Origin of the sequence: Bradyrhizobium hereditatis (assembly GCF_020329435.1) — a bacterium.
Taxonomy (GTDB): domain Bacteria; phylum Pseudomonadota; class Alphaproteobacteria; order Rhizobiales; family Xanthobacteraceae; genus Bradyrhizobium; species Bradyrhizobium hereditatis.
This window is the reverse complement of sequence record NZ_JAGKJK010000006.1, coordinates 30,038-54,227: the sequence shown is the minus strand read 5'-3', so window position 1 is coordinate 54,227 and position 24,190 is coordinate 30,038. Positions and strand designations below refer to the sequence as shown.

The 24,190-nt window shown below is 63.6% G+C and carries 23 protein-coding genes; 7 read left to right on the top strand and 16 right to left on the bottom strand.

Translation table 11 applies throughout. The features are described from left to right. Window positions 1-6 precede the first annotated feature (6 nt). From J6524_RS15480 to ccmI, 9 genes are all read right to left on the bottom strand, one after another. Window positions 7-2,943 carry a bifunctional [glutamine synthetase] adenylyltransferase/[glutamine synthetase]-adenylyl-L-tyrosine phosphorylase gene (locus J6524_RS15480; protein ID WP_225671942.1) on the bottom strand — a complete coding sequence of 979 codons (2,937 nt, stop codon included), beginning with the start codon at window positions 2,941-2,943 and terminating at the stop codon, window positions 7-9. After that, on the bottom strand, window positions 2,940-4,406 hold the full coding sequence (locus tag J6524_RS15475; RefSeq protein WP_225671940.1) for a sensor histidine kinase: 1,467 nt from the start codon (window positions 4,404-4,406) through the stop codon (window positions 2,940-2,942). The genes J6524_RS15480 and J6524_RS15475 overlap by 4 nt, the downstream gene beginning before the upstream one ends. Then, window positions 4,390-5,070, bottom strand: coding sequence for a response regulator transcription factor (locus J6524_RS15470; protein WP_225672558.1), 681 nt, complete (start codon window positions 5,068-5,070; stop codon window positions 4,390-4,392). The genes J6524_RS15475 and J6524_RS15470 overlap by 17 nt, the downstream gene beginning before the upstream one ends. Before the next feature lie 273 nt (window positions 5,071-5,343). After that, the gene (locus J6524_RS15465; protein WP_225671938.1) at window positions 5,344-6,939 is read right to left on the bottom strand and encodes a Do family serine endopeptidase; all 1,596 of its coding nucleotides are present in this window, start codon (window positions 6,937-6,939) and stop codon (window positions 5,344-5,346) included. A 295-nt stretch (window positions 6,940-7,234) separates the two neighbouring features. After that, complete coding sequence (locus J6524_RS15460) at window positions 7,235-7,756, bottom strand: DUF1993 domain-containing protein (RefSeq protein WP_225671936.1); 522 nt, start codon at window positions 7,754-7,756, stop codon at window positions 7,235-7,237. A 76-nt stretch (window positions 7,757-7,832) separates the two neighbouring features. Then, entirely contained in the window at window positions 7,833-8,330 is a 498-nt protein-coding gene (locus J6524_RS15455; protein ID WP_225671934.1) for a cytochrome c-type biogenesis protein, read from the bottom strand. Between the two features lie 4 nt (window positions 8,331-8,334). After that, entirely contained in the window at window positions 8,335-10,314 is a 1,980-nt protein-coding gene (locus J6524_RS15450; RefSeq protein WP_225671932.1) for a heme lyase CcmF/NrfE family subunit, read from the bottom strand. After that, window positions 10,311-10,805: a cytochrome c maturation protein CcmE gene (ccmE, locus tag J6524_RS15445; protein WP_225671930.1), complete on the bottom strand. Its 495-nt coding sequence runs from the start codon at window positions 10,803-10,805 to the stop codon at window positions 10,311-10,313. Before ccmE ends, J6524_RS15450 begins: the two co-directional genes overlap by 4 nt. 40 nt (window positions 10,806-10,845) lie before the next feature. Continuing rightward, entirely contained in the window at window positions 10,846-11,949 is a 1,104-nt protein-coding gene (gene ccmI / locus J6524_RS15440; RefSeq protein ID WP_225671928.1) for a c-type cytochrome biogenesis protein CcmI, read from the bottom strand. A 423-nt stretch (window positions 11,950-12,372) separates the two neighbouring features. Between ccmI and exbB the strand changes: the two genes are divergently transcribed. From exbB to J6524_RS15425, 3 genes are read left to right on the top strand one after another with little or no spacing between them, the layout of a single operon-like run. After that, the gene (gene exbB / locus J6524_RS15435) at window positions 12,373-13,068 is read left to right on the top strand and encodes a tonB-system energizer ExbB (protein WP_225671926.1); all 696 of its coding nucleotides are present in this window, start codon (window positions 12,373-12,375) and stop codon (window positions 13,066-13,068) included. A gap of 5 nt (window positions 13,069-13,073) precedes the next feature. Next, complete coding sequence (exbD, locus tag J6524_RS15430; RefSeq protein WP_225671924.1) at window positions 13,074-13,499, top strand: TonB system transport protein ExbD; 426 nt, start codon at window positions 13,074-13,076, stop codon at window positions 13,497-13,499. Then, window positions 13,496-14,251, top strand: coding sequence for an energy transducer TonB (locus J6524_RS15425; protein WP_225671923.1), 756 nt, complete (start codon window positions 13,496-13,498; stop codon window positions 14,249-14,251). Before exbD ends, J6524_RS15425 begins: the two co-directional genes overlap by 4 nt. 58 nt (window positions 14,252-14,309) lie before the next feature. On the opposite strand, the gene J6524_RS15420 is transcribed toward J6524_RS15425, so the two are convergent. Further along, window positions 14,310-17,117, bottom strand: a complete 2,808-nt coding sequence (locus J6524_RS15420) for a TonB-dependent receptor domain-containing protein (protein ID WP_225672556.1) — start codon at window positions 17,115-17,117, stop codon at window positions 14,310-14,312. Here J6524_RS15420 and J6524_RS15415 point away from each other — a divergent pair. Both J6524_RS15415 and mntR read left to right on the top strand, forming a co-directional pair. After that, window positions 17,002-17,367: a hypothetical protein gene (locus tag J6524_RS15415; RefSeq protein WP_225672594.1), complete on the top strand. Its 366-nt coding sequence runs from the start codon at window positions 17,002-17,004 to the stop codon at window positions 17,365-17,367. The genes J6524_RS15420 and J6524_RS15415 overlap by 116 nt on opposite strands. 332 nt (window positions 17,368-17,699) lie before the next feature. Further along, window positions 17,700-18,158, top strand: coding sequence for a manganese-binding transcriptional regulator MntR (gene mntR / locus J6524_RS15410; protein WP_225671921.1), 459 nt, complete (start codon window positions 17,700-17,702; stop codon window positions 18,156-18,158). 21 nt (window positions 18,159-18,179) lie between these two features. Here the strand turns inward: mntR and J6524_RS15405 are convergent, their stop codons facing one another. The 4 genes from J6524_RS15405 to J6524_RS15390 form a co-directional block, all read right to left on the bottom strand. Beyond that, window positions 18,180-19,586 carry a hypothetical protein gene (locus J6524_RS15405; protein ID WP_225671918.1) on the bottom strand — a complete coding sequence of 469 codons (1,407 nt, stop codon included), beginning with the start codon at window positions 19,584-19,586 and terminating at the stop codon, window positions 18,180-18,182. A 144-nt stretch (window positions 19,587-19,730) separates the two neighbouring features. Beyond that, entirely contained in the window at window positions 19,731-21,101 is a 1,371-nt protein-coding gene (locus J6524_RS15400; RefSeq protein WP_225671916.1) for a sensor histidine kinase, read from the bottom strand. A 98-nt stretch (window positions 21,102-21,199) separates the two neighbouring features. Further along, entirely contained in the window at window positions 21,200-21,871 is a 672-nt protein-coding gene (locus J6524_RS15395) for a response regulator transcription factor (RefSeq protein ID WP_225671914.1), read from the bottom strand. A gap of 202 nt (window positions 21,872-22,073) precedes the next feature. Further along, window positions 22,074-22,226: a hypothetical protein gene (locus J6524_RS15390; RefSeq protein ID WP_225671912.1), complete on the bottom strand. Its 153-nt coding sequence runs from the start codon at window positions 22,224-22,226 to the stop codon at window positions 22,074-22,076. 259 nt (window positions 22,227-22,485) lie between these two features. Between J6524_RS15390 and ku the strand changes: the two genes are divergently transcribed. Together ku and J6524_RS15380 are read left to right on the top strand one after the other, a co-directional pair. Then, window positions 22,486-23,463 (top strand): non-homologous end joining protein Ku, encoded by a 978-nt coding sequence (gene ku / locus J6524_RS15385; protein WP_225671910.1) that lies wholly within the window; start codon window positions 22,486-22,488, stop codon window positions 23,461-23,463. Between the two features lie 40 nt (window positions 23,464-23,503). Continuing rightward, complete coding sequence (locus J6524_RS15380; protein WP_225671908.1) at window positions 23,504-23,740, top strand: hypothetical protein; 237 nt, start codon at window positions 23,504-23,506, stop codon at window positions 23,738-23,740. An 8-nt stretch (window positions 23,741-23,748) separates the two neighbouring features. Here the strand turns inward: J6524_RS15380 and J6524_RS15375 are convergent, their stop codons facing one another. Both J6524_RS15375 and J6524_RS15370 read right to left on the bottom strand, forming a co-directional pair. After that, entirely contained in the window at window positions 23,749-23,952 is a 204-nt protein-coding gene (locus J6524_RS15375) for a hypothetical protein (RefSeq protein WP_225671906.1), read from the bottom strand. Between the two features lie 22 nt (window positions 23,953-23,974). Continuing rightward, window positions 23,975-24,139 carry a Flp family type IVb pilin gene (locus J6524_RS15370; RefSeq protein ID WP_225671904.1) on the bottom strand — a complete coding sequence of 55 codons (165 nt, stop codon included), beginning with the start codon at window positions 24,137-24,139 and terminating at the stop codon, window positions 23,975-23,977. Window positions 24,140-24,190: the final 51 nt, after the last annotated feature.

Sequence of the window (24,190 nt, the reverse complement as noted above, 5' to 3'; positions counted from 1 at the left end):
CAACGTCTAATCTCCGCCCACCAAAGCCTGGAAGACCCGCCTCACCTCTGCCTGCGTCTCGCGCACCCTCGCCTCGAGCGTCGAGAAATCCGGCGTGTCGCCGGCGCGGGCCATGACGCGCAAGAGATTCTCGCCCGCGGTCGCCGGATTGAATTTTCCGGTGACGCAGAGCCGGAGAATTTGCGTGAGATCGTGATAGAGGCGTGCCGCCTGGCGCATAATCTCGGCGTCGGACTGCGGCAGCACGCCGAGGCGCGCGGCATTGTCGAGCACCTGCAGCGTCGACACGCTGAGGATATCGGGTTTCTCCGCGGCGTGAACGAGCTGCAGATATTGCGCGATGAAATCGATATCGACGAGCCCGCCGGCGGCGAGCTTGAGATCCCAGATATCGCCCTCGCCCTTTTCCTGGGCAATGGCCCGGCGCATGTCGGCGACGTCGCCGGCGGTGGAAGCCGCATCGCGCGGCCGCGTCAGCACGCTGCGGATGATATCCTCGATCTTCTGGCGAAATGCGGGTGATGCCGAAATCACCCGCGCCCGCGTCAGCGCCATATGCTCCCAGGTCCACGCCTCGCGCTCCTGGTAGCCGGCAAAGGAATCGATGTGCGAGGCCAGCGGGCCGGCGCGGCCCGACGGACGGAGCCGCATGTCGACTTCATAGAGCACGCCGTAATTGGTCCGCGTCGTGAACGCCGAGATCAGCCGCTGGGTCAGGCGCGCGAAATATTGCGCACCGTGCAGCGAGCGTTCGCCGTCGGAGTCAGGATTATCAGGATCGAAATTATAGAGCAGGATCAAGTCGAGATCTGACGAGGCTGTCATCTCGCGGCTGCCGAGCCGGCCCATCGCCACGATTGCGGTCTCCTGTCCCTTGATGCGGCCGTATTGGGTGGCGAACTGATCCGTGACCAGCCCGTGCACGGTATGCACGATGCCCTCGGCCACGTCGGCAAAGGCAACGCTGGCCTGCTGCGCGGATACCGTGCCGGACAGGATGCGCGTGCCGATCAGGAACAGGCTCTCCTGGCCGAATAGCCGCAGGCGATCGAGAAAGTCTTCGTAGGAATCCGCGTCCTTCAGCGTCGTCGCCAGCCGCGCCGACAATTCCTTCTGGTCCGGCATCGCGCCGAAGAAACGGGGATCGATCAAGCCATCCATGATCTGCGGCTGGCGCGCCAGCATGTCGCCGAGCCGCGGCGCTGCGCCGAGGATCAACGCCACCAGCGCGACGAATTCGCGGTTTTCTCTCAAGAGTGAAATCAGCCGGCTGCCACGCTGCAATGCGCCGAGAAAACGATCGAAGGCGATCACCGCGTCATCGGGGTCTTCGGCATGCGCAAGGCCGTCAATCAGGCCCGGCACCAACTCGATGAAAGCGGCCTTGGTCGCTTCATTGCGCAGCGCGCGGTAGTTACCCTGCATCCAGAGCTGCAGCGTGCCGGCCACCGCGACCGGCTTCTTGAAGCCGAGCGTCGAAAGATGATCGAGCAGCCGCGGGTCCTCAGGACCCGCGGCATAGTTGAGCTGCGGCAGTTTGGCCGTGCCGGTCGGATCACCCTCGAATAGCTTGCCGTAGTGCCCCTGCACGATGTTGAGATGGCCGAGCAGGTCTTTCGCAAAGGCGGCGCGGCTCGCATAGCCGAAAAAATTCGCGAAACGCTCCACGGCCTCGGCGTCTTCGGGCAGCGTGTGGGTCTGCTCGTCGCACATCATCTGCAGCCGGTGCTCGACGCAGCGGAGGAATTCATAGGCTGCCGTCAGCTCATCGCAGGCCTGAAAGCTGATCCAGTTGCTGGTGGCCAGCACCTGCAGGGCGTGCAGCGTCGGGCGTACCCGCAATTCAGGATGGCGGCCGCCGGCAATGAGCTGCTGCGTCTGCGCAAAAAACTCGATCTCGCGGATGCCGCCGCGACCGACCTTGACGTTGTGGCCTTCGACCGAAATCTCGCTCTGCCCGCGATAGGTCTGCATCTGCCGCTTCATGTCGTGGACGTCAGCGAGCGCGGCAAAATCCAGATGCTTGCGCCAGACGAACGGCGACAGTTCCGCGAGTAACGCCTCGCCAGCCTTGGCGTCGCCGGCGCAAACGCGCGCCTTGATCATGGCCGCGCGTTCCCAGGTCCGCCCTTCCCGCTCGTAATAATGCAGCGCCGCTTCGGTCGAGATCGCGACCTGAGTCGACGCCGGATCCGGCCGCAGCCGCAGATCGACGCGAAACACGTAGCCCTCGCCGGAGCGTTGTTGCAACAGGCGAGCCATCGCCTGCGTCACGCGCACGAAGAACGGCGCCGGCTCGATGTCCTGTAACAGCGACGTCGCGGCGGAATCGAAGAAGACGATCAGGTCAATATCGCTGGAATAGTTCAGTTCGCCCGCACCCATCTTGCCCATGGCAAGCACGATCAGACCGGAGCCCTCCTCCGGCCGTTCGTGATCGACGGCGGTCATGCGGCCGCGGGCGATCTCCTGGCGCAGCAGAAAACGCACCGCCGTCTGCACTGAGACGATCGCCAGATCGGTCAACTCCGCCGTCACCCGCATCACCGGCCAGACCCCGCCAATGTCGCACAGTGCGATCAATAGCGCGGCCTCGGACTTCATGCGGCGAAGCAGATGCATCACGTCGGCTTCGCTGGCGGCCGTGAGCACGTCCTGCGAAGTTTTCTCGATCACCGCGGCGAGATGCCGTTCCGGATCGCATGCCAACAGGCGGATCAGCCGCGCGGCGTCGGCGCGGATCAGGTCGAAAAGGTAGGGCGAGAATTCGGCAATGCCGAGCAGGATATCCCTGGGAAACGGATGCTTGAGCCACGCCTCGATCTCGGCCGCCTGCGTCGGCTCCAGCTCGGCGAGCCAAGCCCTGAAGCGTTGTTCGGCGTTGCTTTCGACTGGGATGTGCGGCCCGCAGACGAACCGCGCGGCCAGGATCGAGGAATTCATGCCACCTTCTGTGGCACATCCGGCGTTTGCGCGGCAAGCCTGTCACTTGCGGCGGATAGCGCCGGGATGACCAGCGTCGCGGTCAGACCCGGATGCGAGTCGCCAAGCCGGAGCTCGCCGCCATGCAGGGTCGCCACCGCGGATGCGAGGCTGAGGCCAAGGCCGGAACCCGGCAGCGTCCGGCTCGCCTCGAGCCGCACGAATCGCTCCACTGCGTGTTTTCGGTCGCTTTCGGGAATGCCGGGTCCATGGTCGGTAACACTCAGCAGCACGCGGTCACCCTCGCGCCGCGCCTCGATCAGGACCTCGTGGGTCCGCGCGGCAGCAACAGGGTCGAGCGGCTGGATCACGGTCGAGGGCTTGCCATATTTGATCGCGTTCTCGACCAGGTTGGCAAGTGCCTGGCTGATCAGCTCACGGTTGCCATGCACGCGCGCGGCCGTAGTTTTGACGCGCAGGGTCATGCCGTCGTCTTCGGCCAGCGGCTCATACAATTCGTGGATGCCCTTGGCGACATCGGCCGCATCGAAATCATCCATGTTGCCGCGGGCCTGCCCGGACTCGGCACGCGCGATCATCAACAGCGCGTTGAAGGTACGGATCAGGCCATCGGATTCCTCGATCGTCCGTTCCAGCGCCGCACGATATTCCGCTTCGCTGCCCGACCTCGCCAGCGCCTCCTCGGCGCGATTGCGCAGGCGCGTCAGCGGCGTTTTCAGATCATGGGCAATGTTGTCGGAGACTTCTTTCAGCCCCGTCATCAACGCCTCGATGCGCTCCAGCATGGCGTTGAGGCTTTCCGCAAGACGATCGAGTTCGTCGCCGCTGCGCCCGACCGGCAGGCGCCCGGAAAGGTCACCGGCCATAATCCGCTTTGTCGTGCCGGTCATCGCATCGATCCGTTGCAGCACCCGCCGCGCCACGAAGATGCCGCCGCCGATACCGAGCACGATAACGACGAGCAGCGACCATTGCGCGGCATTGGCGACGATGCCGAACAATCGGCGTCGCTCTTCAAGGTCACGGCCGACCAGGAGGCGAAAACCATTGGTAAGTTCGGTGACACGCACCAGCGCGCGATGATCTGCGGTGTCCTGCTCGTCGAGTCGGCGATAACCGGTTTCAGACCAGCCGATCGAGGCCATGACGCCAGGCGCCAGCGCGCCGACATTGCCGCCGATCGCTTTCCCTTCAGGCGTGGTGACGAGATAGAGATTGGCGCCCGGCCGCAGCGCGCGGTTGCCGAGCGAGTAGACGAGGCCGCGCAGGCCGCGGCGGTTGTAGATGTCGGTGATCTCGGCAGTCTCAGCGTTCACCGTGGCGGTGATCTGCTCGTTGATCAGCCGCCGCGTATTCCAGGCGAAATAGCCGAGCAGCGACGCCGCAAACAGCGCGAACAAAAACAGATAGACCAGCGTCAGCCGGAACGCCGTGGTGCGGATCAGCTTACCGAAGGCCGTCACGGATCATATATCCGGCGCCGCGGATCGTGTGCAGCAAGGGCCGGTCAAAACCCTTATCGATCTTGGAGCGCAGCCGCGAAATATGCACATCGATGACGTTGGTCTGCGGATCGAAATGATAATCCCAGACGTTTTCGAGCAGCATGGTGCGCGTCACCACCTGGCCCGCATGCTTCATCAGATATTCGAGCAGGCGAAACTCGCGCGGCTGCAGCGTCAGTTCGTCCTTGCCGCGGGCGACACGGTGGGAAAGGCGATCGAGCTCGAGGTCCCCGACGCGATAGGTGGTCTCTTCCGCCGGACCGACATTGCGGCGCGACAGCACTTCGACGCGCGCCTGCAACTCGGCGAATGAATAGGGCTTTGGCAGATAGTCGTCGCCGCCGGCGCGCAGGCCTTTGATACGGTCATCGACCTGGCCGAGCGCGGACAGGATCAAAACCGGCGTGCGGTTGCCCTTCTCGCGCAACGCGCCGATCACCGAGAGACCGTCGCGCTTGGGCAGCATGCGGTCCACCACCAGAACGTCGTAATCGCCGCCGTCGGCCATCGACAGGCCCTCCTCGCCATCGCTCGCGAGATCGGCGACATGGCCGACTTCACGGAACGCCTTGACGAGATAGTCGGCGGACTCGCGGTCATCTTCGATGATCAGCAGACGCATTTGCGGGGCAGTTGCGGTCACGGGATTTAGCCTCTCTCACCATGGCGCGGCCGCCCTGCACATGCAAGGCGGCCGGCCGTCTTCTCGATCAAGTGAAAAGAGCGGGCGGTGAAGCTGGGGGACCTCACCGCCCTTAGGCCCTTCCGACGGAGGGGGGCGTGTTCCGCTGGAAGGTTGCCAGAGGGAGCGAGTTTTGCACCCGCTCCCCGGAAGGAGACGTCGGCGGGGGCGACGAATGCCGGCGAAACCCTCCATCTGGTATCTAGTCCTCGTTTAGCCCTTCGCCAGCGGCACCGCGACGAAGCGCGACGAACCGCCGCTCTTCACGCGCATGAGAACGCTGTTCTTGTTCTCCGTCCGCGCGGCGTCGATCGCCTCACGCACCTCGCCGGCTGTCGCGACGCTCTTGCCGGCGACTTCGAGAATGACGTCGCCTTCCTTGAAGCCGCGTTCGGCTGCCGCGCTCTTCGGGTCGACCTCGGTGACCACGACGCCTTCCCTGCCGGCACCGGCCACACTGTTGGCAGGAGCCACCGTCAGGCCAAGCTTCGGCACACCGGTTCCCTTGGTGGCGCCGCCACGGTCTTCCTTATCGGTGTCCGCCTTGGCCTCGACCGTGTTCGGCAACTGGCCGAGCGTGAGATTGAAGACCTTCTCCTGGCCCTTCTGCAGCACGTTGAGCTTCACCGCTGTGCCGGGCGACAGACCGCCGATGGTGCGGGCGAGCTCCTTGGCATCCTTGACCGGCGTGCCATTAACGCCAGTGATGACGTCACCGGACTGGATGCCGGCCTTCGCCGCCGGACCGTTCGCCTGCGGTTCCGCCACCAGCGCACCTTCCGCCTTCTTCATGCCGAGGCTGTCGGCGATCTCTGATGTCACCGGCTGGATCTGGACGCCGATCCAGCCGCGGCTGACCGTGCCCTTGTCCTTGAGCTGTGCGACCACGTTCTTCACCGTCGCGGCGGGAATCGAGAACGCGATACCGACGCTGCCGCCGGACGGCGAATAGATCGCGGTGTTGACGCCCATCACTTCGCCATTGATATCGAACGCCGGACCGCCGGAATTGCCCTTGTTCACGGGCGCGTCGATCTGGATGAAGTCGTCATACGGGCCGTTGCCGATGTCGCGGCCGGACGCCGACACGATGCCGGCAGTCACGGTGCCGCCGAGGCCGAACGGGTTACCGACCGCCAGCACCCAGTCGCCGATCCGCGGCTTGCCGTCGGACAGCTTGGCGAACGGGAAGTCGCTGCGGCCCTCGACCTTGATCAGTGCGAGGTCGGTGCGCGGATCGGTGCCGATCACCTTCGCGGTGTAGGTCTTGCCGTCGTCCATCGTGATCTCGACCTTGTCGGCACCGTCGACCACGTGGTTGTTGGTCACAGCATAGCCGTCAGGCGAGATGAAGAAGCCGGAACCCTGACCCGTCACCGGGCCACGGCCGCCACGCGGCCCACCGCGCAGGCCGGGCGGCAAGCCATCCGGACCGCCGAAGCGGCGGAAGAAGCGCTCCATCGGCGAGCCCGGCGGGAACGGCGAGTCGTCATCCTTATTGGCGCTGTCGTCCTTGCTGCTCTTGTCGGCGATGTTGATCTTGACCGAAATCACCGACGGCTTCACGCGCTCGACAATGTCGGCAAAGCCAATCGGCCGCTCAACCTTGCGGACCTCCTGGTTGACCTGCGCGTGCGCCGCGCTGGCGAAGACATCCAGCGGGCCCTGCTGCGGCGAGAAGCCATACACGGCAGCGCCAAGGCCGGCGACGACGGAAGCCATCAGCGCGAATTTACGCGCGGAGAACAGCGAACGACGCGGCGCGCCGTAGGACGGTAGTGAGGAAAGATCGACGGGACGTTCGGTCATTCTTGAAATCTCCAGAGCCTGAATTCTTCATTCTTCTACGGTGCGGGGGCTGGCACCTGACAGGACCTGAAGATGGGGTTTGGCGCCTTACCAACCGCTGGCTGGGGAATTAAACTTTTGTAATGCGGGGGGGTGTGGATGCGGCAGAATAGCGCAGGCAATCAATGACTTAGCGCTGGCTGAGAAATGGCCATCAGCGGGCGTACCCCCTGCCCGCCGGAAAAGCATGACCGGTGGTCCTCTTCGCAGGCTACTGGCCACGGGCAACTTAGCGCTTCGCCTTGTTCCTAGCCGCTCAGCCCTTCAGCTTCAGCCGCCCCATGAAATCCCGCTTGCCGAGCGGCACGCCGTTGGTGCGCAGGATGTCGTAAGCCGTGGTGGCGTGGAAATAGAAATTGGGCAGCGAAAACGACATCAGGAAATCCTCCGCCGTGAACGGTAATTGCCGGTCGCCGATGTGAAACACGACATCGCGGCCGCCGAGCGCATTGACTGCCTCCGGCGTCCATGCCGACAAGGCTTCGCGGGTTTGCGTAACCAATCCCTGCAGCCCTGCGTAATCATACGGCGTCTTGGATGCGGGCGGACGAAACTCTCCGCTTTGCACGCCCTCGATGGCGCCGCGGGAATGCTGGGCGACCGAGATGATCTGGAAACGCAGCGGCAGCATGTCCGGCGCCAGCCGCGCCTCGACCATCGTTTCCGGATCGACGTTGTTGTCGCGAAAATGCTTGAGGCCGCGCTCGAGGAAGCCACTGACCGCGCCGAGGGTCTGCAGATAATTCGCCACGCTGGCGTCGTAGAGTGAAAAGGCCATATCCGGTTTCCCCCTGGGTTATGATTATTCTGACAGAGAATTTCATAGCTGAAACCGGCCCTTTGCAATAGCAGGCTCAGGCCTTCTTGTCCGACGCATCAGCCGCGAGCAGGCGCTCCAGCCTCGCCTCTTCCTCTTCCGTCAGGTGCAACAGCGCCGGATCGATCGAGCTACCAGCATTGGGGCGTCGGCGGTTGTAGAACCAGAGCGCCAGTCCGCCGCCGATCAAGGCGAGCGGCGGCAGCAGCCACAGCAACAGCGTGTGCAATGACAGGCGCGGCTTGAGCAGCACGAACTCGCCATAACGCTCCACCAGGAAATCGATCACCTGCTTGTCGCTGTCGCCGCTCGCGATGCGTTCGCGCACCAGAAGCCGCAGGTCGCGCGCCAGCGGCGCGTCGGAATCGTCGATCGACTGGTTCTGGCACACCATGCAGCGCAGCTCGCGCGACAGATCGCGCGCGCGGGCTTCCTTCGCAGGGTCCGCCATGATCTCGTCGGGCTGCACAGCGTGAGCGGCCGGCGCGACCGACATCGCGAAGGCAATGAATAGGCTGGCTAGGAGCTTCTTCAACGGCTCACTCCGCCGGTTGCAGGGCGCGGGCTGCCTTTGCAGGCTTCGGTGCGCCAACGCGCAGGCGGCGGTCCGACAGTGACAGCAGGCCGCCGAACGCCATCAGCACCGGGCCCCACCAGATCAACAGCACCAGCGGCTTGTGATAGATGCGCACCGCGATAGCGCCATCGGCATTGGTGTCGCCGAGCGAAATATAGAGCTGGCTGGCGCCGCGCGTCAGCAGCGCGGCCTCGGTGGTCGAAGAGCCGCGCGTGGTAAAATTACGCTTCGACGGCGTCATCACCTGAAGCGTCTCGCCGTCGCGAACCGTGAACTGAGCGATCATCTCGCGAAAATTGGGGCCCTGGCGTTGCGTGATCTCGTCGAGCTTCAGCTGATAGCCGGCGACGGTTGCGACGTCGTTCGGCTTCATCGTGCCGATATATTCGCTGTTCCAGGTGGTTTCGCAAACGATGCCGATCAACGCGACGCCCATGCCGGCATGCGCGAAAACCGTGCCCCAGGTCGCGCGCGGCAATCCGCGCGCGCGCGCGATGGCGCTCGTGAAGGGCACGCGGAACAGCCCGATGCGCTCGGCGAGGTCTGTGATCGCCCCGGCAATGACGAACACCGCAAGCCCGATCGCGAGCGGCGCGAGCGTGGCGCCGCCATGGGTCCATGCAAAGAGCACCGCAATCGCGACCAGCCCCACGACACCAGCGGCCGTCAGCCGCTGCGCCGCACCGAATAGATCGCCGCGCTTCCACGCCAGGAGCGGACCGAACGGTACCGCAAGCAAGAGCGGCACAAACAACGGCCCGAAAGTCAGATTGAAGAACGGTGCGCCGACCGAAATCTTGTCGCCGGTCAACACCTCGAGCGCCAACGGATACAGCGTGCCGATGAACACGGTGGCGCAGGCCGAGGTGAGAAAGAGATTGTTGAGCACCAGCGCGCCTTCACGCGAGATCGGTGCGAACAACCCGCCCTGCTTCAGCGTCGATGCGCGCCAGGCATAAAGCGACAGGCTGCCGCCGATGAACAGGCACAGGATCAGCAGGATGAACACGCCGCGCGCAGGATCGGTCGCGAATGCATGCACGGAGGTCAATACACCCGAGCGCACCAGGAAGGTGCCGAGCAGCGATAGCGAAAAGGTCAGGATCGACAAAAGGATGGTCCAGACCTTCAGCGCGTTGCGCTTTTCCATCACGACCGCGGAATGCAACAGCGCTGTGCCGGCGAGCCATGGCATCAGCGACGCGTTTTCCACCGGGTCCCAGAACCACCAGCCACCCCAGCCGAGTTCGTAATAGGCCCAATACGAGCCCATGGCGATGCCAAGCGTGAGGAAGATCCACGCCATAAGCGTCCACGGCCGCACCCAGCGCGCCCATGCGGCGTCGATGCGGCCTTCAATCAGGGCGGCAACCGCAAAGGAGAACGATATCGAGAAGCCAACATAGCCGAGATAAAGCATCGGCGGATGCACCGCGAGGCCGATGTCCTGGAGCACCGGATTGAGATCGCGCCCCTCGATCGGTGGGCTTGCAATGCGCTGGAATGGATTCGAGGTGACGAGGATGAAGAGATAGAAGGCGCCGGCGATCCAGCCCTGCACCGCCAGCACATGCGCGCGCAGCGACAGCGGCAGATTGTTGCCAAAAGCCGCAACCAAGCCGCCGAATAGCGCCAAGATCAACACCCACAGCAGCATCGATCCTTCGTGATTGCCCCACACGCCGGTGATCTTGTAGAGCAGCGGCTTCGCCGAGTGCGAATTCTCGAACACGTTGACGACGGAGAAATCCGAGACCACGTGCAGCATCGTCAGCGCCGTGAACGATGCGCCCACGAACAGCAGCTGCGCGAGCGCCGTGGAGCGCGCGACATTCATCAATGCATGATCGCCCCAGCGCGCGCCCGCGATCGGCACGGTGGACTGGATCAGCGCCAGCGCGAGCGCCAGCACCAGCGCGTAGTGGCCGGCTTCTGCGATCACTTCGTGGTTCCCTGGATAGTTCCTTGGGCCTGTGCCGCCGTGGTGCCCTGCTTCGCGTAATCGTCCTTCCAGTGCCCCTGCTTCTTCAAGGCGTCGGCGACATCCTTGGGCATGTAGGTCTCGTCATGCTTGGCGAGAACCGTGTCGGCCTTGAACACGCCGGAGGCATCCAGCGCGCCCTCGGCGATGACGCCCTGCCCCTCGCGGAACAGATCCGGCAAAATTCCCTTGTAGGCGACCGGCAGCGCGGCACTGCCGTCGGCGATGCTGAAATTGACCGCGAGATTGTCGCCCTTCACGAGCGATCCCGGCTGAACCAGGCCCCCAAGACGGAACCGCTTGCCGGTTGGAATCTGCTTCTCGGCCGCCATGGTCGGCGTGGAAAAGAACACGATGGAATCGCGCATGGCGTTCAGCACTAGCCCTGCCGCAACCGCGAGCACCGCGAGCGAGCCGCCGATCATGGTCAAACGCCGTTGCTTGCGTGTCATTTCTGTTCCTTATCGTGCCTTCCAGCTGCCGCCGTCCCGTTCATCCATCAAGCCCGAGTTTCTTCAGGCCGTCATTGAGCTGGCGCAAGCGTTCCGCGTCGCTCCCGACCGCCTGCCGCGCCTCGGTGAGCGTGCTCACCGCCTTATCGCGCTCACCCATCACCATATAGGCTCGCACCAGCCGCAACCATCCCTCGACATCGTCGCCGTTCTGCTTCAGCCGCGTCGCGAGACGGTCGACCATGCCGCGGATCATCGCGTTACGGTCGTCTTCATTCATGTCCTTGGCTGCGGCCATCGCGTCTCCGGAGACCGCCGGCGCGGCCGGTGCACCGACCCTCGCCAGGGCCGACTGGAGCAGCGGGCGCCATGGCGCGTCGGCCGGCGCCTTGGCGAGCATGCCTTGCCAGATCGCGGCGGCGTCGGCCTGGCGGCCGTCCTGTTCGGCAGCCAGCCCGAGGAAATAATTGGCCTTGGGCTCATCGGCGTTCTGCGCCACCGCGCGTTCGAATTCGGCCTTGGCCTCCGCCGTGACGACGCCGCCTGCCGCGCCCGCAAGGACCTCGCCGAGATCGGAGCGGCGCTCGGCGCTGTCTCCAGCGTAGTTGATCGCGTTGCGATAGGCCCTGACAGCATCATCGAACCGGCCGAGCCTCGCCAACACCGGCGCCAGCACGGTCCAACCGCGGCCGTCGGTCGGATTCTTTTCCAGATGCGCTTCGACCTGCGCCACCATGTTTTCGATCGGCTGGTTGGCGTCGGCCGTCCGCACGCGCGAGGCCAGCGGGAAATCCCCAAGACGCGGCGATCCCAGCGACAGATAGAACGTCACGGCTGCGATCGGCAAACCGATCAAAGCCAGGATCGCCGAGGCGCGGCGCAGGCCGAGATTTGCGCCCGACGGCAGGTCGCGTTCGCCCTCCGCAGCGGCGAGCAGGCGGCGGCCGATTTCGACCCGCGCGGCCTCGGCCTCGGCCACGCCGATCAGCCCGGCGGCGACGTCGCGATCGATTTCGGCGAGCTGATCCTTGTAGACCGCCGTCTCACTGCCGCCCCCTTTCGCGGAAGAGCTGCGGCTCAATGGCCAGAGCACGGCGAAGATCGCCGCGACCGTCATCAGCGCGAACACAAACCACAGCGTCATCAAGCGGTTCCCGGGCGGAATGGCGTTTTAGAATGAGAATAAGCGCCAACGATGCGCCGCTTTACACCACCGGCGGCAAGCCCGGCAATTGACAAATGCGGCAGGAAATACCGCGGGTATCGGGGGTCATCCGCCGGCCTGCTCGCGAGATCTCCGGGGAAACGCCAGGTCGCTTGAATTGCATCGGAACCGCCATGCACGGACGGGCCACCCAGCTTGCCTGGCTGGCATTTACACCAAGACGTAGGTGATGCTACAAAATGAGGCTAAGGCGTTAATCTCCCCCTCAGAGGCAACCCGATGCGATCTTGGACTGCATTTCGACGCGGGCTCCGCCGCGGCGCTCCCATTCTTACACTTCCCCTGTTGCTGCCGTGCTTCCCGGCCAAAGCCAATGACGCCGCAACGGCGGTCGGGGCTGCAATGCTGCCCCGGGATCTCAGCCCGTGGGGCATGTTCATGCAGGCGGATATCGTCGTCAAAGCGGTGATGGTCGGCCTGGTCTTTGCGACCGCAGCGACCTGGACGGTATGGCTCTCGAAAACCATCGAATTGGTGAGGCTGCGGCGGAATGCCCGCGCCGCTTTGCGCGAACTCGCCAACGCCAGATGCACGGATGACGCCGTTCGGCAGGTGGGTGAAGGCGCGGTTGCACAATTGCTCGAGGGCGCCGTCACCGAGCTCGGGTTGAGCACTGATCGAATGGACAAGGAAGGCATCAAGGCGAGGATCGCTTCCAGACTGCAGCAGATCGAGGCGGCGGCGAGCAGACGCGTTGCCTTCGGCACCGGCGTGCTGGCGACCATCGGATCGACCGGCCCGTTCGTGGGATTGTTCGGCACGGTCTGGGGCATCATGAACAGCTTCATCGGTATCTCCAAGTCGCAAACCACAAACCTCGCCGTGGTCGCCCCTGGAATTGCCGAAGCGCTGCTCGCCACCGCGCTGGGGCTGGTGGCGGCCATTCCCGCGGTCGTGATCTACAATCTGTTCGCGCGCCAAATCGCTTCCTATCGGGCGCTGCTCGGAGATGGATCGGCGGAGATCTCGCGGCTGGTTGGGCGTGACCTCGACAGCGGCACCCTGCTCGTGCGGCGGCATCTCGCGGCGGCGGAGTAGCAGCCATGGCCGCCGGTCTCAATCAGGGCAATGGCGATCTTTCCGAGGTCCATGAGATCAACGTGACGCCGTTCATCGACGTCATTCTCGTGCTTCTGATCATCTTCATGGTCGCGGCCCCGCTTGCGACCGTCGATATCGCTGTCGATCTTCCTGCGTCGAACGCCCAGCCGCAGCCGCGGCCCGACAAGCCGGTCTATCTGACCGTGAAGCCCGACCTGTCGCTCTCCGTCGGGAACGAAACGGTCGGCCGAGCCGCACTGCCCGGCGTGCTCGATGCTAGCACCAGCGGCCAGAAGGATACCCGCATTTTCCTGCGCGCCGACAAGCTCGTCCCCTATGGCGAAGTGATGCAGGTCATGAACCTGCTGCGCGCCGCCGGCTATCTCAAGGTCGCCCTGGTGGGCATGGAGCAAGCCTCATCACCATGATGCAGCTTGCAGCCGAGGATCGTTCCGACCTGCGACGATGGATGTTCAGCAGCCTTGCCGTGCTGTGCGTCTATGCTGGATTGACCGCTGCGCTCGCCACCTGGCGCCATGCCGATGATACCGTGGCTGCCGAACCCTCAGGCGCAATCGTGGTTGACCTTGCGCCGCTCACCGCAGCGCCTTCGACGACGCCGACCGATATCGCGCCCGGTCCGGAACAGGTGATGTCCGAGGCGCAGCCGGTAGCGAAGCCTGAGGAGACACCGCCGGACGAAACACCCGTGCTGCCGCCTGCTCCCAATCCGGATGCTGCCGCGGCGCTCCCGACCAAACCGCAGCTTGAGGTGACGCCGCAGCAGCAAGCGGCGGCCGCCACGACATCAGCCCCGCCTGCGATCAACGAGCGGATCGCGCCGGTAGCGACGGCGCCGACCCAAGGCGTGCCGAATGACAAAAATTCCGAGGCGGTGATGACGTGGCGAACCAAGGTCCTTGCCCTCGTGGAAAAGAACAAGCGATATCCTGAAGCCGCACGTGCCAAGCGCGAGCAAGGAACGGCGCAGGTATCGTTTACGCTCGATCGGCAAGGAATGGTGGTTGGCGCACGTGTGACTCAGAGCTCGGGCTCCGGGGCCCTTGACGAGGAAGCCATCGCGCTCCTGAAGCGCGCCCAACCCTTTCCTGCGCCGCCCGCGACGTTCCCCGGCGAGTTCGTTGTCGTGAAGCAACCGATCCGCTTCACTGTAAAATAGACAGTTGGCGGATCGAACACGGAACTGATCGTCTGCTCGGGAGGCTTCGCTTCGACGATCATTCCATGACACCAGCTCCACCAAACCTGTAGTTCACCCCGACTTTGATCGCGTCGCTTGTCACGCGCGTGTTGGCGTCGAACGCAACGGCAGTGTTGACGGCCGTAGGCGGTGTCGAGCGCACCGACCCGAAATCCATGTGAAGATATTCGAGCTTTCCGGTCCAATTGCCTGTCAACCGCATCTCGAGACCGCCACCCACGGCCCAGCCGAAGCGATACACATGCCGATCCAGAGGCGCCGTCGTCGCGGCACCCACATTATCGAATCCCGCGACGGCAGTTGACGTCGTGATCTTGCCGAACGGAACGCCCGCGGTGGCGTAGGCTAGCACATCAGGCGTCACCAACGTTCCGACGCGACCGCGAATCGAGGCCACCCAGCCCAAGCGATAATCCAGACTTGCGCTCACTGTGGCATCAAGTGGAGCGAGCGCCGCGTTGCAGAGGTTGCCGGGGCAAGCGGCCGCGCTGCGCCCGCGCTGATCGCGATAATCAAAGTCTCCCTCGATGCCCGCCAGAATTCTGCCCGACGTCCAGTTATAGCCCGACTGAACGCCGATGCTGACGGTGTTGTGGGTGGCCGACAAGCGGGCTCCAGCAAGCGATGCTCCGCTGGCAGCGTCGTTGAACGCGGCATTGGTGATCCCCTGCCCCCTAAGATAGCCGATGTTGCCACCTGCGTAGATTCCCGCCCAATTCCAGGCCGCCTCGGCTACAGGACTCTTGAAGAAGCCGTCGATAGCGGGCCGGCGCGGCGCGCCGATCCAGGTGCCGGGCGGTCCGCTCGACCTTTCGGCACCGTATTTGACATTGAGGAACAGCTTGAAGCCGCGTCCGGGCTGCAGGATCTCGTCCTTGTGAAATTGAACGGCGTTGCGAATGTTGGCGTTGAGCAGATTGTCACCAACGAGCCCGGTCGTAACCTCCACCGCACCCCACGGCGAGTCCTTCCAGAACTTCCGATGCTCGAGCTGCACCTTGACCAGGTCGTATCCAGCGGTCGGCGTGTCGAATTGCGGAACGTCGTTCTGCGCAAACGCATGCAGCCAACCTGCGCGGACGAACCAATTTTCGCTGCGCCAGTAGACGCCGCCCCCAAGACGCATCGGCGGAATGCGCGGCACGTTGCTGCCGTCGGTGAATGTCGCCCGCACCACATCATATTGGCCATCGATGCCGACAGTGCCATTGGCGAGTTGTGCGGCATCCCACTGCCACGCCAGTTCGCAGCCGCGGAAAACTGCATCGCGCTGGTCGTAGTTGACCTGGATGTAGTCCGTCCCGGTTCCGCATGACGCAAACGTTTCCTGGCAAAAGATGCCGGTAGCGCGCGAGAAAATGAACTTGTTGTAGGCCGTGTAGTAAGCATTCGCGGCGAACCTGAAATCGCCATGGGTGCGCTTCAAGCCGACTTCCGCCGTGTTCGCGGTTTCAATGCCGAGATTTGGGTTGCCGATCTTGAACGTCTTCTCCGAACCATCGGGACCTTGCGCGAACAGTTCCAGGGGACGCGGCGCACGCTCGATTCTCTGCAGCGTCAGGCTCGCGACCAGCGAGGACGGAAGATCCTTGATGACGCCGAAGCTGATGCTCTTCGGCATGAAGTCGAGCTTGGCAGCAGCCCTGCCCGGCTCGTCCGGAGGCGGAAGAAGATTCGGCGGAAAAGTGAATGCCGTTCCCTCGATAGCTACTCCCTCAATCCGTCCGGCCAACTGCGTGCGCAGCGTATCGGTGTGCCTGACTTCATTGAGGAAGTACGCGGCCGCCGTTCTGGTCAAGGCCGGAAGCAGGATCGCCTGGCCCGCCGTATCCAGTTGCTGGTAGGCGCCTTGCGCGCCGACAATGCTGGTGAGCGGCCCCAGCGGCGTCGTGAAGGGCGCGAACTCGACCTCGAGCTTTCCCTCGGTCTGCCTGTTCTTGAAGGTGGCAGCAATCTCCTGGAAGCCGGTGTTGGCAAGCACTGTCTCGTCGTGCCGGTATTCCGAGTATCCAGTCCAGTACCTGATCGCCGCCAGCGTGCTCGCGTCCGGACGATACTCGCCCTTGGAGCTGATCTTGGTTTGCTCGAGGTCGTTGTGCTGACGGGCTTCCGCGGTCGCAATGCCAGGGACGTGGTAGTCGCTGGTGAAACGGGAGACAGCGATGCCGGCATAACCACCGTCGAAAAGATAGGAGCCGCCGATCGCCGCGCCCGCACTCTGCGAGGCCGAATTCGGCTGCTTGCCGTTGAAGGCCGGCGCAGGGACAGGCGGAGCGAGATACGGATAGCTTGGAACATTGTAGTCGCCGGAGGATCGCCCGTAGATGTCGGCATGAACGGCGGCATTGCGGCCGCCGGCATCCAGCAAGAGCCCGCTCTCCCACCCTCTGTTGACGCTCGTCACGGCGGACCTCAATTCCGCGGCCACTCCCCCGAGCGGCGCAGCAGTCGGAATCCGATTGTTGTTGACGTCAACGACGCCGCCAACGGCTTGCGAACCGAAGCGGAGTGCGCCCGGTCCCCGCACAACGTCGACCTTCTGGATGGCGAGAGGGTCGATCGGCACCGCGTGATCCTGCGCGATGTCAGACACGTCTACGGCGCCTACGCCGTTCTCCTGAATGCGGACCTTTGCGTCGGTTAAGCCGCGCAAAACGGGACGCGAGGATTCAGTTGCCAGGCCGGCGGAAGTAGCCCCCGGCATATTGGTGAACAGGCTGCCGAATCCGCCATTGCTGCTGCCGGTCTGGATCTGCCCGCTTGCGATCGTCGATAATGGGGCGAATGGTGGATTGAAAGGCGATGCCGGCGCGGTCGGCGGCACAGGAGTCGGCGCCGGCGCCGAAACGGTCCTCGAAGAGCGGCCGGAATCGCCACGCGCGGCCCGCCGTGCCGGCTTGGGCTGTCGCCCTTCCACAGTCACCTGCGGCATATCGATTTCCGCCGGCGCGTTCGGCGATCCCGCCGCGGTGGCCGGTGCCGGCGCCGTCTGCGACGCAGCAGACGCCGGCGGGGCTTGCACCGCTGCCGGAGCCTGTGCGGGAGGCGGCGTTTCGGCAGGAGGCGCGGCCTGAGGCGCCATGGGCGCTGGCGCTGCTGTTTGCGCGAGTGTCGCAGCGTTGCTCAGCCAAGCCATGGCCAGTGCCGACGTGCCCACAAGGGCTATCCTGGTCGCGCGCATATTCCTCTCCGATCCGATCGTGCCACAGGAATAAGCCGCGACATCAGAATGTAGGTGATACTACACGTTAATGCTCCACCGTTATCTGTCAAGGCGCGGCAGGTGAGCCTTGCCGGGCCTGCGCTAGTCTGTTGCAGATCAGTGACAGGGCGCTAAACTTGCAATGTTGTCGGCAGCGCGCCATGGTCCGCCTCGTCTCGTTGGATTCGTCTGAAAGGTGCAGAGTTGCGCAAGCCCTCGACAGATCGGGCCAAGCCGATGCAGCCAATGCCTGCAGAACAAACGCAGGCGCGCCGCTTCGGAAAGGCACGGACGGCGCGGTCAACTGCGGTTCTGGAAGATTATGTCGAACTCATTTCGGACCTGCTCGGAACGACCGGCGAGGCTCGTCCTACTGATATCGCGCGCAGACTGGGCGTATCACATCCGACAGCAATCGACACGATTGCGCGGTTGAAGCGCGAAGATCTGGTGACCGCCCGCCCCTATCGCGGGGTATTCCTCACCGAAAAGGGCGAGAATCTCGCCAAGCGCGTCCGCGCCCGTCACCGGCTGGTGGTGGACGTTCTGTTGGCGCTAGGCGTTCCGCAGGAAGCCGCCGAAGCCGACGCGGAGGGAATCGAACATCATGTTTCCGATGTGACCCTCAAGGCCTTCGCCGAATTCCTTCGACACAAGACATGACACAATAGGTCGAACTGGGCGCTAGCCGGCCTTGCTCACCTTGCGCTCGCCGGTCACGGCATTTTCGGCCGCCCGGTTCATCAGCGACGCATAGTCATGGCCGAACAGGATTTCGCAGAAGCGGATCGCCGCTTTGGTCTGCATCTGCCGGTAAGCGCGTGCCTTGGTGTCGCCGCCGCGCAGCGCCTGCACCAGACTCTCGGTGGATTGCTCGACGTAATGCTGCAGGTCGGAATAGGTCCGCAGCGTCACCTCGTTGATGGCGAGTTCGCTGGCATAGGTGCGGCACACCGCCACGAAATCGATCAGGGCGGCAATCTCCTCTACCTCTGAGGCGTCGATCTTGGGCGCGGAGGCGATATCCTTGTCAGAGCGCTGGCGTAGCAGGCGGCGGACCCGGCCCGGCACGCTCTCGATTTCCGACTGTAGGGAATTGGAAATGTCGGCACGGATCGATGTGAGCTGGCGGCCCCATACGGAATCGTTGCGCAGATCGAGCTCGGTACGCAGTCCCCGCACGCCGTCGTGCAAGATTTTCAGCTGGTCTCCGAAATTATCGAAATGACCGCGCCTGATATCCGTGCGCAGACAGGCGGTCAGGAACGAGAGATCGTGCAGCGCGATCGTGACGGCGGCGCCATAGGGCGTTGCAGCCACGCGAATCTCGTCGTCGGACGCCGCCATCTTGATCGCGAGGCGGATGATCTGCCATGGCGAGGCCAGCCGCTGCATGATCAGCGACAGTGCGAACGGCAACAATTGCGGCGTCTGCAACGAGGGTACGTTGAGCGCGGCGGTCACTATCTCGAGCTGTGAGGGCGTCAGCGCGCGCATCTGGCCGGGAAGCTTGCTGCCGAGCGTCTCCATCGCCTCGCGGGCCCGCAGCACCGCACCGATCGACAGCAAATCCTCGACGACGTTCGGCGGACCGATTCGGGAGAGCGCGCGATGCCGGTCGTCGCCCTGTGCCGGTGTTGCGACCTGGACGATGGCCTCGGCAGCGGCGAGCTGGAACTTGCGGGTTGCGGCTTCCAGACCGGCGGTCGAGCCGCTCTGTCTGATACCGGCGAGCGTAGCCTCGAATGCCGCTGCCGCTTCCGGCGCTCCGTCCCGGCCAAGCCACTGCCAGACCGGTAGCAGCGAGGAGCGCCTGATCTGTCCGGCCCGTATCGGGAAATTACTTTCGACCAGAAACGGCTCAAGCGGACGGAACAACAGCCGCGCCGGATCGTCGGTCCGCGGTCGTGCCTCATCGTCTTCCTCGGCTCCGCGCACGACCTTGCGCAATTGCTCGAGCACGAGGTTGGCGACGGCGACCTCCTCCCCGCGCTCGATGGCGCGTTCGAACTCGCGCATCAGCAGCGCCTGCGATTGGGGCGGGAGCTGGGCGAGATAGTCCCTCAGCCGCTCGGTCGATGTCTGGCTCATTCGCCTGGTGTGGGTATGAGTGTGTCGTGCGGACGGCAAAATGCGTCCGCAGCCGATCTTAAAAGTGTGCGCGTTAAGAAGGCGTTTAGGATCCAGGCGTCGCCGGGCTCCGTCCGGTCAACGCCAGCTAATCCCCCTTGGCGGTCAGATGCCCGGCAACACCAGCTCAGCTCGCAATCCACCGATCGGGGCGTCGCCGAGCACGAGGCTGCCGCCATAGAGCGACGCGAGATCGACCACGATCGAAAGACCGAGCCCGGACCCTGGCTTGGATTCGTCCAGCCGCTGACCTCGCCGAGATACCTGCGCGCGCTCGGCGGCAGATAACCCGCGGCCATCATCATCGACGACGATCCGCAGCCGCGGCGCGGTGCCTGATACCACTGGCGGTTCCACCCTCACCTCGATGAGGACCTGCGAGGCTGCCCATTTGCAGGCATTGTCGACGAGATTGCCGGCCATCTCCTCGAGGTCCTGGCGCTCGCCGCGGAACTTCGCCGAGGGATCGGCCTTCACGACGATCGTGATGCGGCGGTCCCGATGGATCTTTTCCATGGTTCGTCGCAGCGCCTCGATGGCGGGTGCCACCTCGGTAATGGTGGCGACGATCGAGACGCGCGCGGCAATGCGCGCGCGCTCGAGATGATGGGCGACCTGATTGCGCATCACATCGGCCTGCTCGAGGACCTTGCTGGCAAAGGGATTTGCATGCGCCGAGGCCTCGTTGAGGATGACGGAGAGCGGCGTCTTGATCGCATGCGCAAGATTACCGACATGGGTGCGCGCGCGCTCGACGATCTCGCGGTTGGCATCGATCAGCGCGTTGGTCTCGCGCGCCAGCGGCGCGATCTCGACGGGAAACTCCCCTTCCAGCCGTTCGGCGCGTCCGGAGCGGATGTCGGCGATCGCCTCCGAAATGCGCTTGAGCGGTGCCAGGCCGAAACGGACCTGAAAGATCGTGGTCAGGAGCAGCACGATGCCAAGCGCGGTGAAGGTGCCTCCAAGATAGTAGTCGAAGGCGCGGATCTCATCGAAAATCTCGGATGCATCGCCCGCCACGCTGACCAAAAACTTGCCGTCGGCGCCGAGATCGATCGGCCGTTCGACCACCCGCAAGCTTTGCCCTTCCGGGCCGTCGATGTAACCGAGACGGATGCCGGCGGGCGTCAGCTCGGCGCCCTCGTCCTCCATTTTCGGCAGTTTCTTGTCCCACAGCGAACGCGAGGCCCGCGTCTCGGCCTTCTCGTCGGTGCGGACGATCTGCCAATACCAGCCGGACAATGGCAGCTCGAACAGCGGCTCGCCCAGTGACTGGAACTGTTGCTCGGGCGGCTCGTCCGGGGTTGCGACCTCGGCGATCAGGGTGCGGAGATAGAGGTTGAGGCGGCGATCGAAGGCGCGCTCGGTGGCATTGCGATAGACCGAGGACAGAATCACGCCGGTGATGAGAAGGATCACGACCACCCACGCGGTCGCCGATAGGAACAACCGCGTGGCGAGCGAACTTCCGCGCATCAGAGCACGATCCCGAAAAGCATGGCCGAAGGCTCCAATCCAGCGGATCGAGGCCTGCTTCGGAATAAGATCACGCTCGAATAAAAGAGCAAGGCTCATCAGGTTCCGGGCGTCGGCGGCGTCAGGAGATAGCCGAGCCCGCGCACGGTCTGGATGATGTCGACGTCGAGCTTTTTGCGGATGCGGCCGACGAATACTTCGATGGTGTTGGAGTCGCGATCGAAGTCCTGGTCATAGAGATGCTCAACCAGCTCAGTGCGCGACACCACGCGCCCGGTGTGGTGCATCAGGTAGGCCAGCAGCCGGTACTCGTGCGAGGTCATCTTGATCGGGTTACCGGAGACGCTGACGCGGCCCGTGCGCGTGTCCAGCGACACCGGGCCACAGGTCAGTTCCGACTGCGCATGGCCGGTCGAGCGGCGCAGCAGTGCACGAATGCGCGCCAGCACTTCCTCGAGGTGAAAGGGTTTGGCGACATAGTCGTCGGCGCCGGCATCGAAGCCCTGCACCTTGTCGCTCCAGCGGTCGCGCGCGGTGAGGATCAGGACCGGCATACCGCGACCGTTGCGGCGCCAGGCCTCCAGCACCGAGATGCCGTCCATCTTGGGCAGCCCGATGTCGAGCACGACGGCGTCATAAGGTTCGCTGTCGCCGAGGTAGTGCCCCTCCTCGCCGTCGAATGCGCGATCGACTACATAGCCGGCATCGGTCAACGCCGTCGTAAGCTGACGGTTGAGATCCGGATCGTCCTCAACAACAAGCAGGCGCAAGCTGGCCTCCGAAAGTGAGCCCCACGATATCAATATCTCCAGATGAGGCCCAGCGGCGTGAACGGCCCATGAACGACGGGCACGGGCAACGTTACTTTTTCGTCATGAGACCTTCCGGGCCAAATGTCGGCACTCCTAAACATGCGGAAGTGCCTCCCGGGCCCGCAAGCCAGGGAGGCTGATCGTAATGCCTCGGTTACCCTCAGGTGCGGAAAAATATGAACCAGACGATACCCAGGATCAGGACTGCAAGCCCGGTCGATACCGACAGGAGCGCGAGCACCGACGGGCCGGGTTCGGCCTGGCGCGCCTCGTTCTCGGTTTCGACGATCTGGCCATGCCGTCGCGTTGCCATGGTGACCTCTTCGAGTAAGTGCCTGTAAATGCCAGCGAATGCTTCGACATCGCCGATTAGGCAACGCTTCATCGGAAATGATGTTCCGAGCCTTCCGGCCCCGCCCCGCCACCGCACCGTCAAAAGGTCGCAGACCGCCAGCGGGACGCGGCGATCAGACGGTTAACGCCGTTCCTCGATTCCTCGCCCGGCCGTGTTTGAGACGGGGCGATCCGATGGTATCCTTGGAGATTGTCAGTTGCGTTTTCCGGAGTAGCCCATGGCCCCCCGCGCCAATTGGAAGGGTTTCCTGCGCCTTTCGCTCGTGACCTGCCCGGTCGCCCTCTATCCGGCGACGTCGGACACCGAGAAGGTCTCCTTCAACCAGATCAACCGCAAGACCGGCCATCGCATCAAATACGCCAAGGTCGACGCCGAGACCGGCGAGGAAGTCGCCAACGAAGACATCATGAAGGGCTACAAGATCGACACCGATACTTACATCGAAGTGTCAAAGGACGAGCTCGACGATATCGCGCTGGAATCGACCCGCACCATCGAGATCGACGAATTCGTTCCGAAATCCGATATCGACGGCCGTTACCTGATCCGCCCCTATTATCTCGTGCCGGACGGTAAGGTCGGCCACGACGCGTTTGCGGTGATCCGCGAAACCATCCGTAACATGGACAAGGTCGCGATCGGCCGCGTGGTGCTGACCAACCGCGAGCACATCATCGCGCTCGAGCCGCTCGACAAGGGATTGATGGGAACGTTGCTGCGCTATCCCTACGAGGTCCGCAACGAGAAAGAATATTTCGAAGATATCCAGGATGTGAAGATCACCAAGGATATGCTTGATCTGGCAAAGCATATCGTCGAGCAGAAATCCGCTTCATTCGAACCCGAGCAGTTCGAGGACCGCTACGAGCAGGCGCTGATTGACCTGATCAACCAGAAACGCAGTGGGCTAACCACCAAGGCCAAGGCGGCACCGAAGACAGCCGGCAATGTGATCAACCTGATGGATGCGCTCAAGCGCAGCCTTGCCAATGAGACGCAGGCAGCCCCTGCGGCCGCCAAAACCAAGGGCAAGAAGCCGAAGAAGGCCGCAGCCGGCCAGCGCGAGATGCTGCTGCCGATCAGCGGCAATGGCAAGCGCGCCGCCAAGGAGACGGCCAAGGAAACCGTCAAGGAAGCGCCGAAGAAGGTGGAGAAGCCGGTACGCACCCCTGCCCGTACCAAGAAGGCCGGATAATCAGGCAAGGAGCGCGATAGATAGCACCGTCTAGCGCGCGATGCCGTGGTCGACCCCGTTTGATGAGCCGATACCGCTTCGCGGCGGCCGCAGGCTCGCGACGCTGCAGCAGGCGGCCGACTATATCGTGGGATTACCGGAAGAAGTGCAGCACGAAGCGCACTGGCAGACCGCGGTCGAGAATCTGATCAACGCGGCGGAGACCGGCGGCGGCTGGCTGATGTTTGCGCGGATCGCTATGATGCGGGCGCTCAATGCGGACAGGAAAGACAAATAGCGCTGGCTTCAATCTCCGCCGCCGTCCCCGTGCCCGCTGCCAAAGTCCAGCCCGCCATCGCAACTGCCAGACGACCGGTCGTTGACCATCCAATCGATCAACAGGACCGCGACCAAAATAACGGACAATACACGCCACGGATTTTGCTGGACGTGTGCCAGGATTGGCGGCCCCCAGTTCATCAACGGTGGCCCAAACAGCAACTCCAGCATGATGCCTGCGCGGCCCTTGCCGTTACTTGATCGAGTTGCTGACGTCGACGAATTTCGTGCTGAGCATGCTACCAACGCCGCCCACCGCAGTGATGATCACAATGCTGATGCCGGCGGCAATGAGGCAATATTCGATGGCGGTCGCACCGCATTCATCGTCGACAAACTGTGCCAGTAATCGACGCATAAAAAAACTCCTGTCGACGCTCCCCGAAATTCTCCCGCGCCACACTGATTA

What these genes read in the sequence shown, in the direction of transcription:
- J6524_RS15480 (WP_225671942.1), bottom strand. Translation starts at nt 2,943, where the DNA reads ATGAATTCCTCGATCCTGGCCGCGCGGTTCGTCTGCGGGCCGCACATC.
- J6524_RS15470 (WP_225672558.1), bottom strand. Translation starts at nt 5,070, where the DNA reads ATGCGTCTGCTGATCATCGAAGATGACCGCGAGTCCGCCGACTATCTC.
- J6524_RS15465 (WP_225671938.1), bottom strand. Translation starts at nt 6,939, where the DNA reads ATGACCGAACGTCCCGTCGATCTTTCCTCACTACCGTCCTACGGCGCG.
- J6524_RS15460 (WP_225671936.1), bottom strand. Translation starts at nt 7,756, where the DNA reads ATGGCCTTTTCACTCTACGACGCCAGCGTGGCGAATTATCTGCAGACC.
- ccmE (WP_225671930.1), bottom strand. Translation starts at nt 10,805, where the DNA reads ATGACACGCAAGCAACGGCGTTTGACCATGATCGGCGGCTCGCTCGCG.
- ccmI (WP_225671928.1), bottom strand. Translation starts at nt 11,949, where the DNA reads ATGACGCTGTGGTTTGTGTTCGCGCTGATGACGGTCGCGGCGATCTTC.
- exbB (WP_225671926.1), top strand. Translation starts at nt 12,373, where the DNA reads ATGCTGCCCCGGGATCTCAGCCCGTGGGGCATGTTCATGCAGGCGGAT.
- exbD (WP_225671924.1), top strand. Translation starts at nt 13,074, where the DNA reads ATGGCCGCCGGTCTCAATCAGGGCAATGGCGATCTTTCCGAGGTCCAT.
- J6524_RS15425 (WP_225671923.1), top strand. Translation starts at nt 13,496, where the DNA reads ATGATGCAGCTTGCAGCCGAGGATCGTTCCGACCTGCGACGATGGATG.
- J6524_RS15405 (WP_225671918.1), bottom strand. Translation starts at nt 19,586, where the DNA reads ATGAGCCAGACATCGACCGAGCGGCTGAGGGACTATCTCGCCCAGCTC.
- J6524_RS15400 (WP_225671916.1), bottom strand. Translation starts at nt 21,101, where the DNA reads ATGCGCGGAAGTTCGCTCGCCACGCGGTTGTTCCTATCGGCGACCGCG.
- J6524_RS15390 (WP_225671912.1), bottom strand. Translation starts at nt 22,226, where the DNA reads ATGGCAACGCGACGGCATGGCCAGATCGTCGAAACCGAGAACGAGGCG.
- ku (WP_225671910.1), top strand. Translation starts at nt 22,486, where the DNA reads ATGGCCCCCCGCGCCAATTGGAAGGGTTTCCTGCGCCTTTCGCTCGTG.
- J6524_RS15380 (WP_225671908.1), top strand. Translation starts at nt 23,504, where the DNA reads ATGCCGTGGTCGACCCCGTTTGATGAGCCGATACCGCTTCGCGGCGGC.
- J6524_RS15375 (WP_225671906.1), bottom strand. Translation starts at nt 23,952, where the DNA reads ATGCTGGAGTTGCTGTTTGGGCCACCGTTGATGAACTGGGGGCCGCCA.
- J6524_RS15370 (WP_225671904.1), bottom strand. Translation starts at nt 24,139, where the DNA reads ATGCGTCGATTACTGGCACAGTTTGTCGACGATGAATGCGGTGCGACC.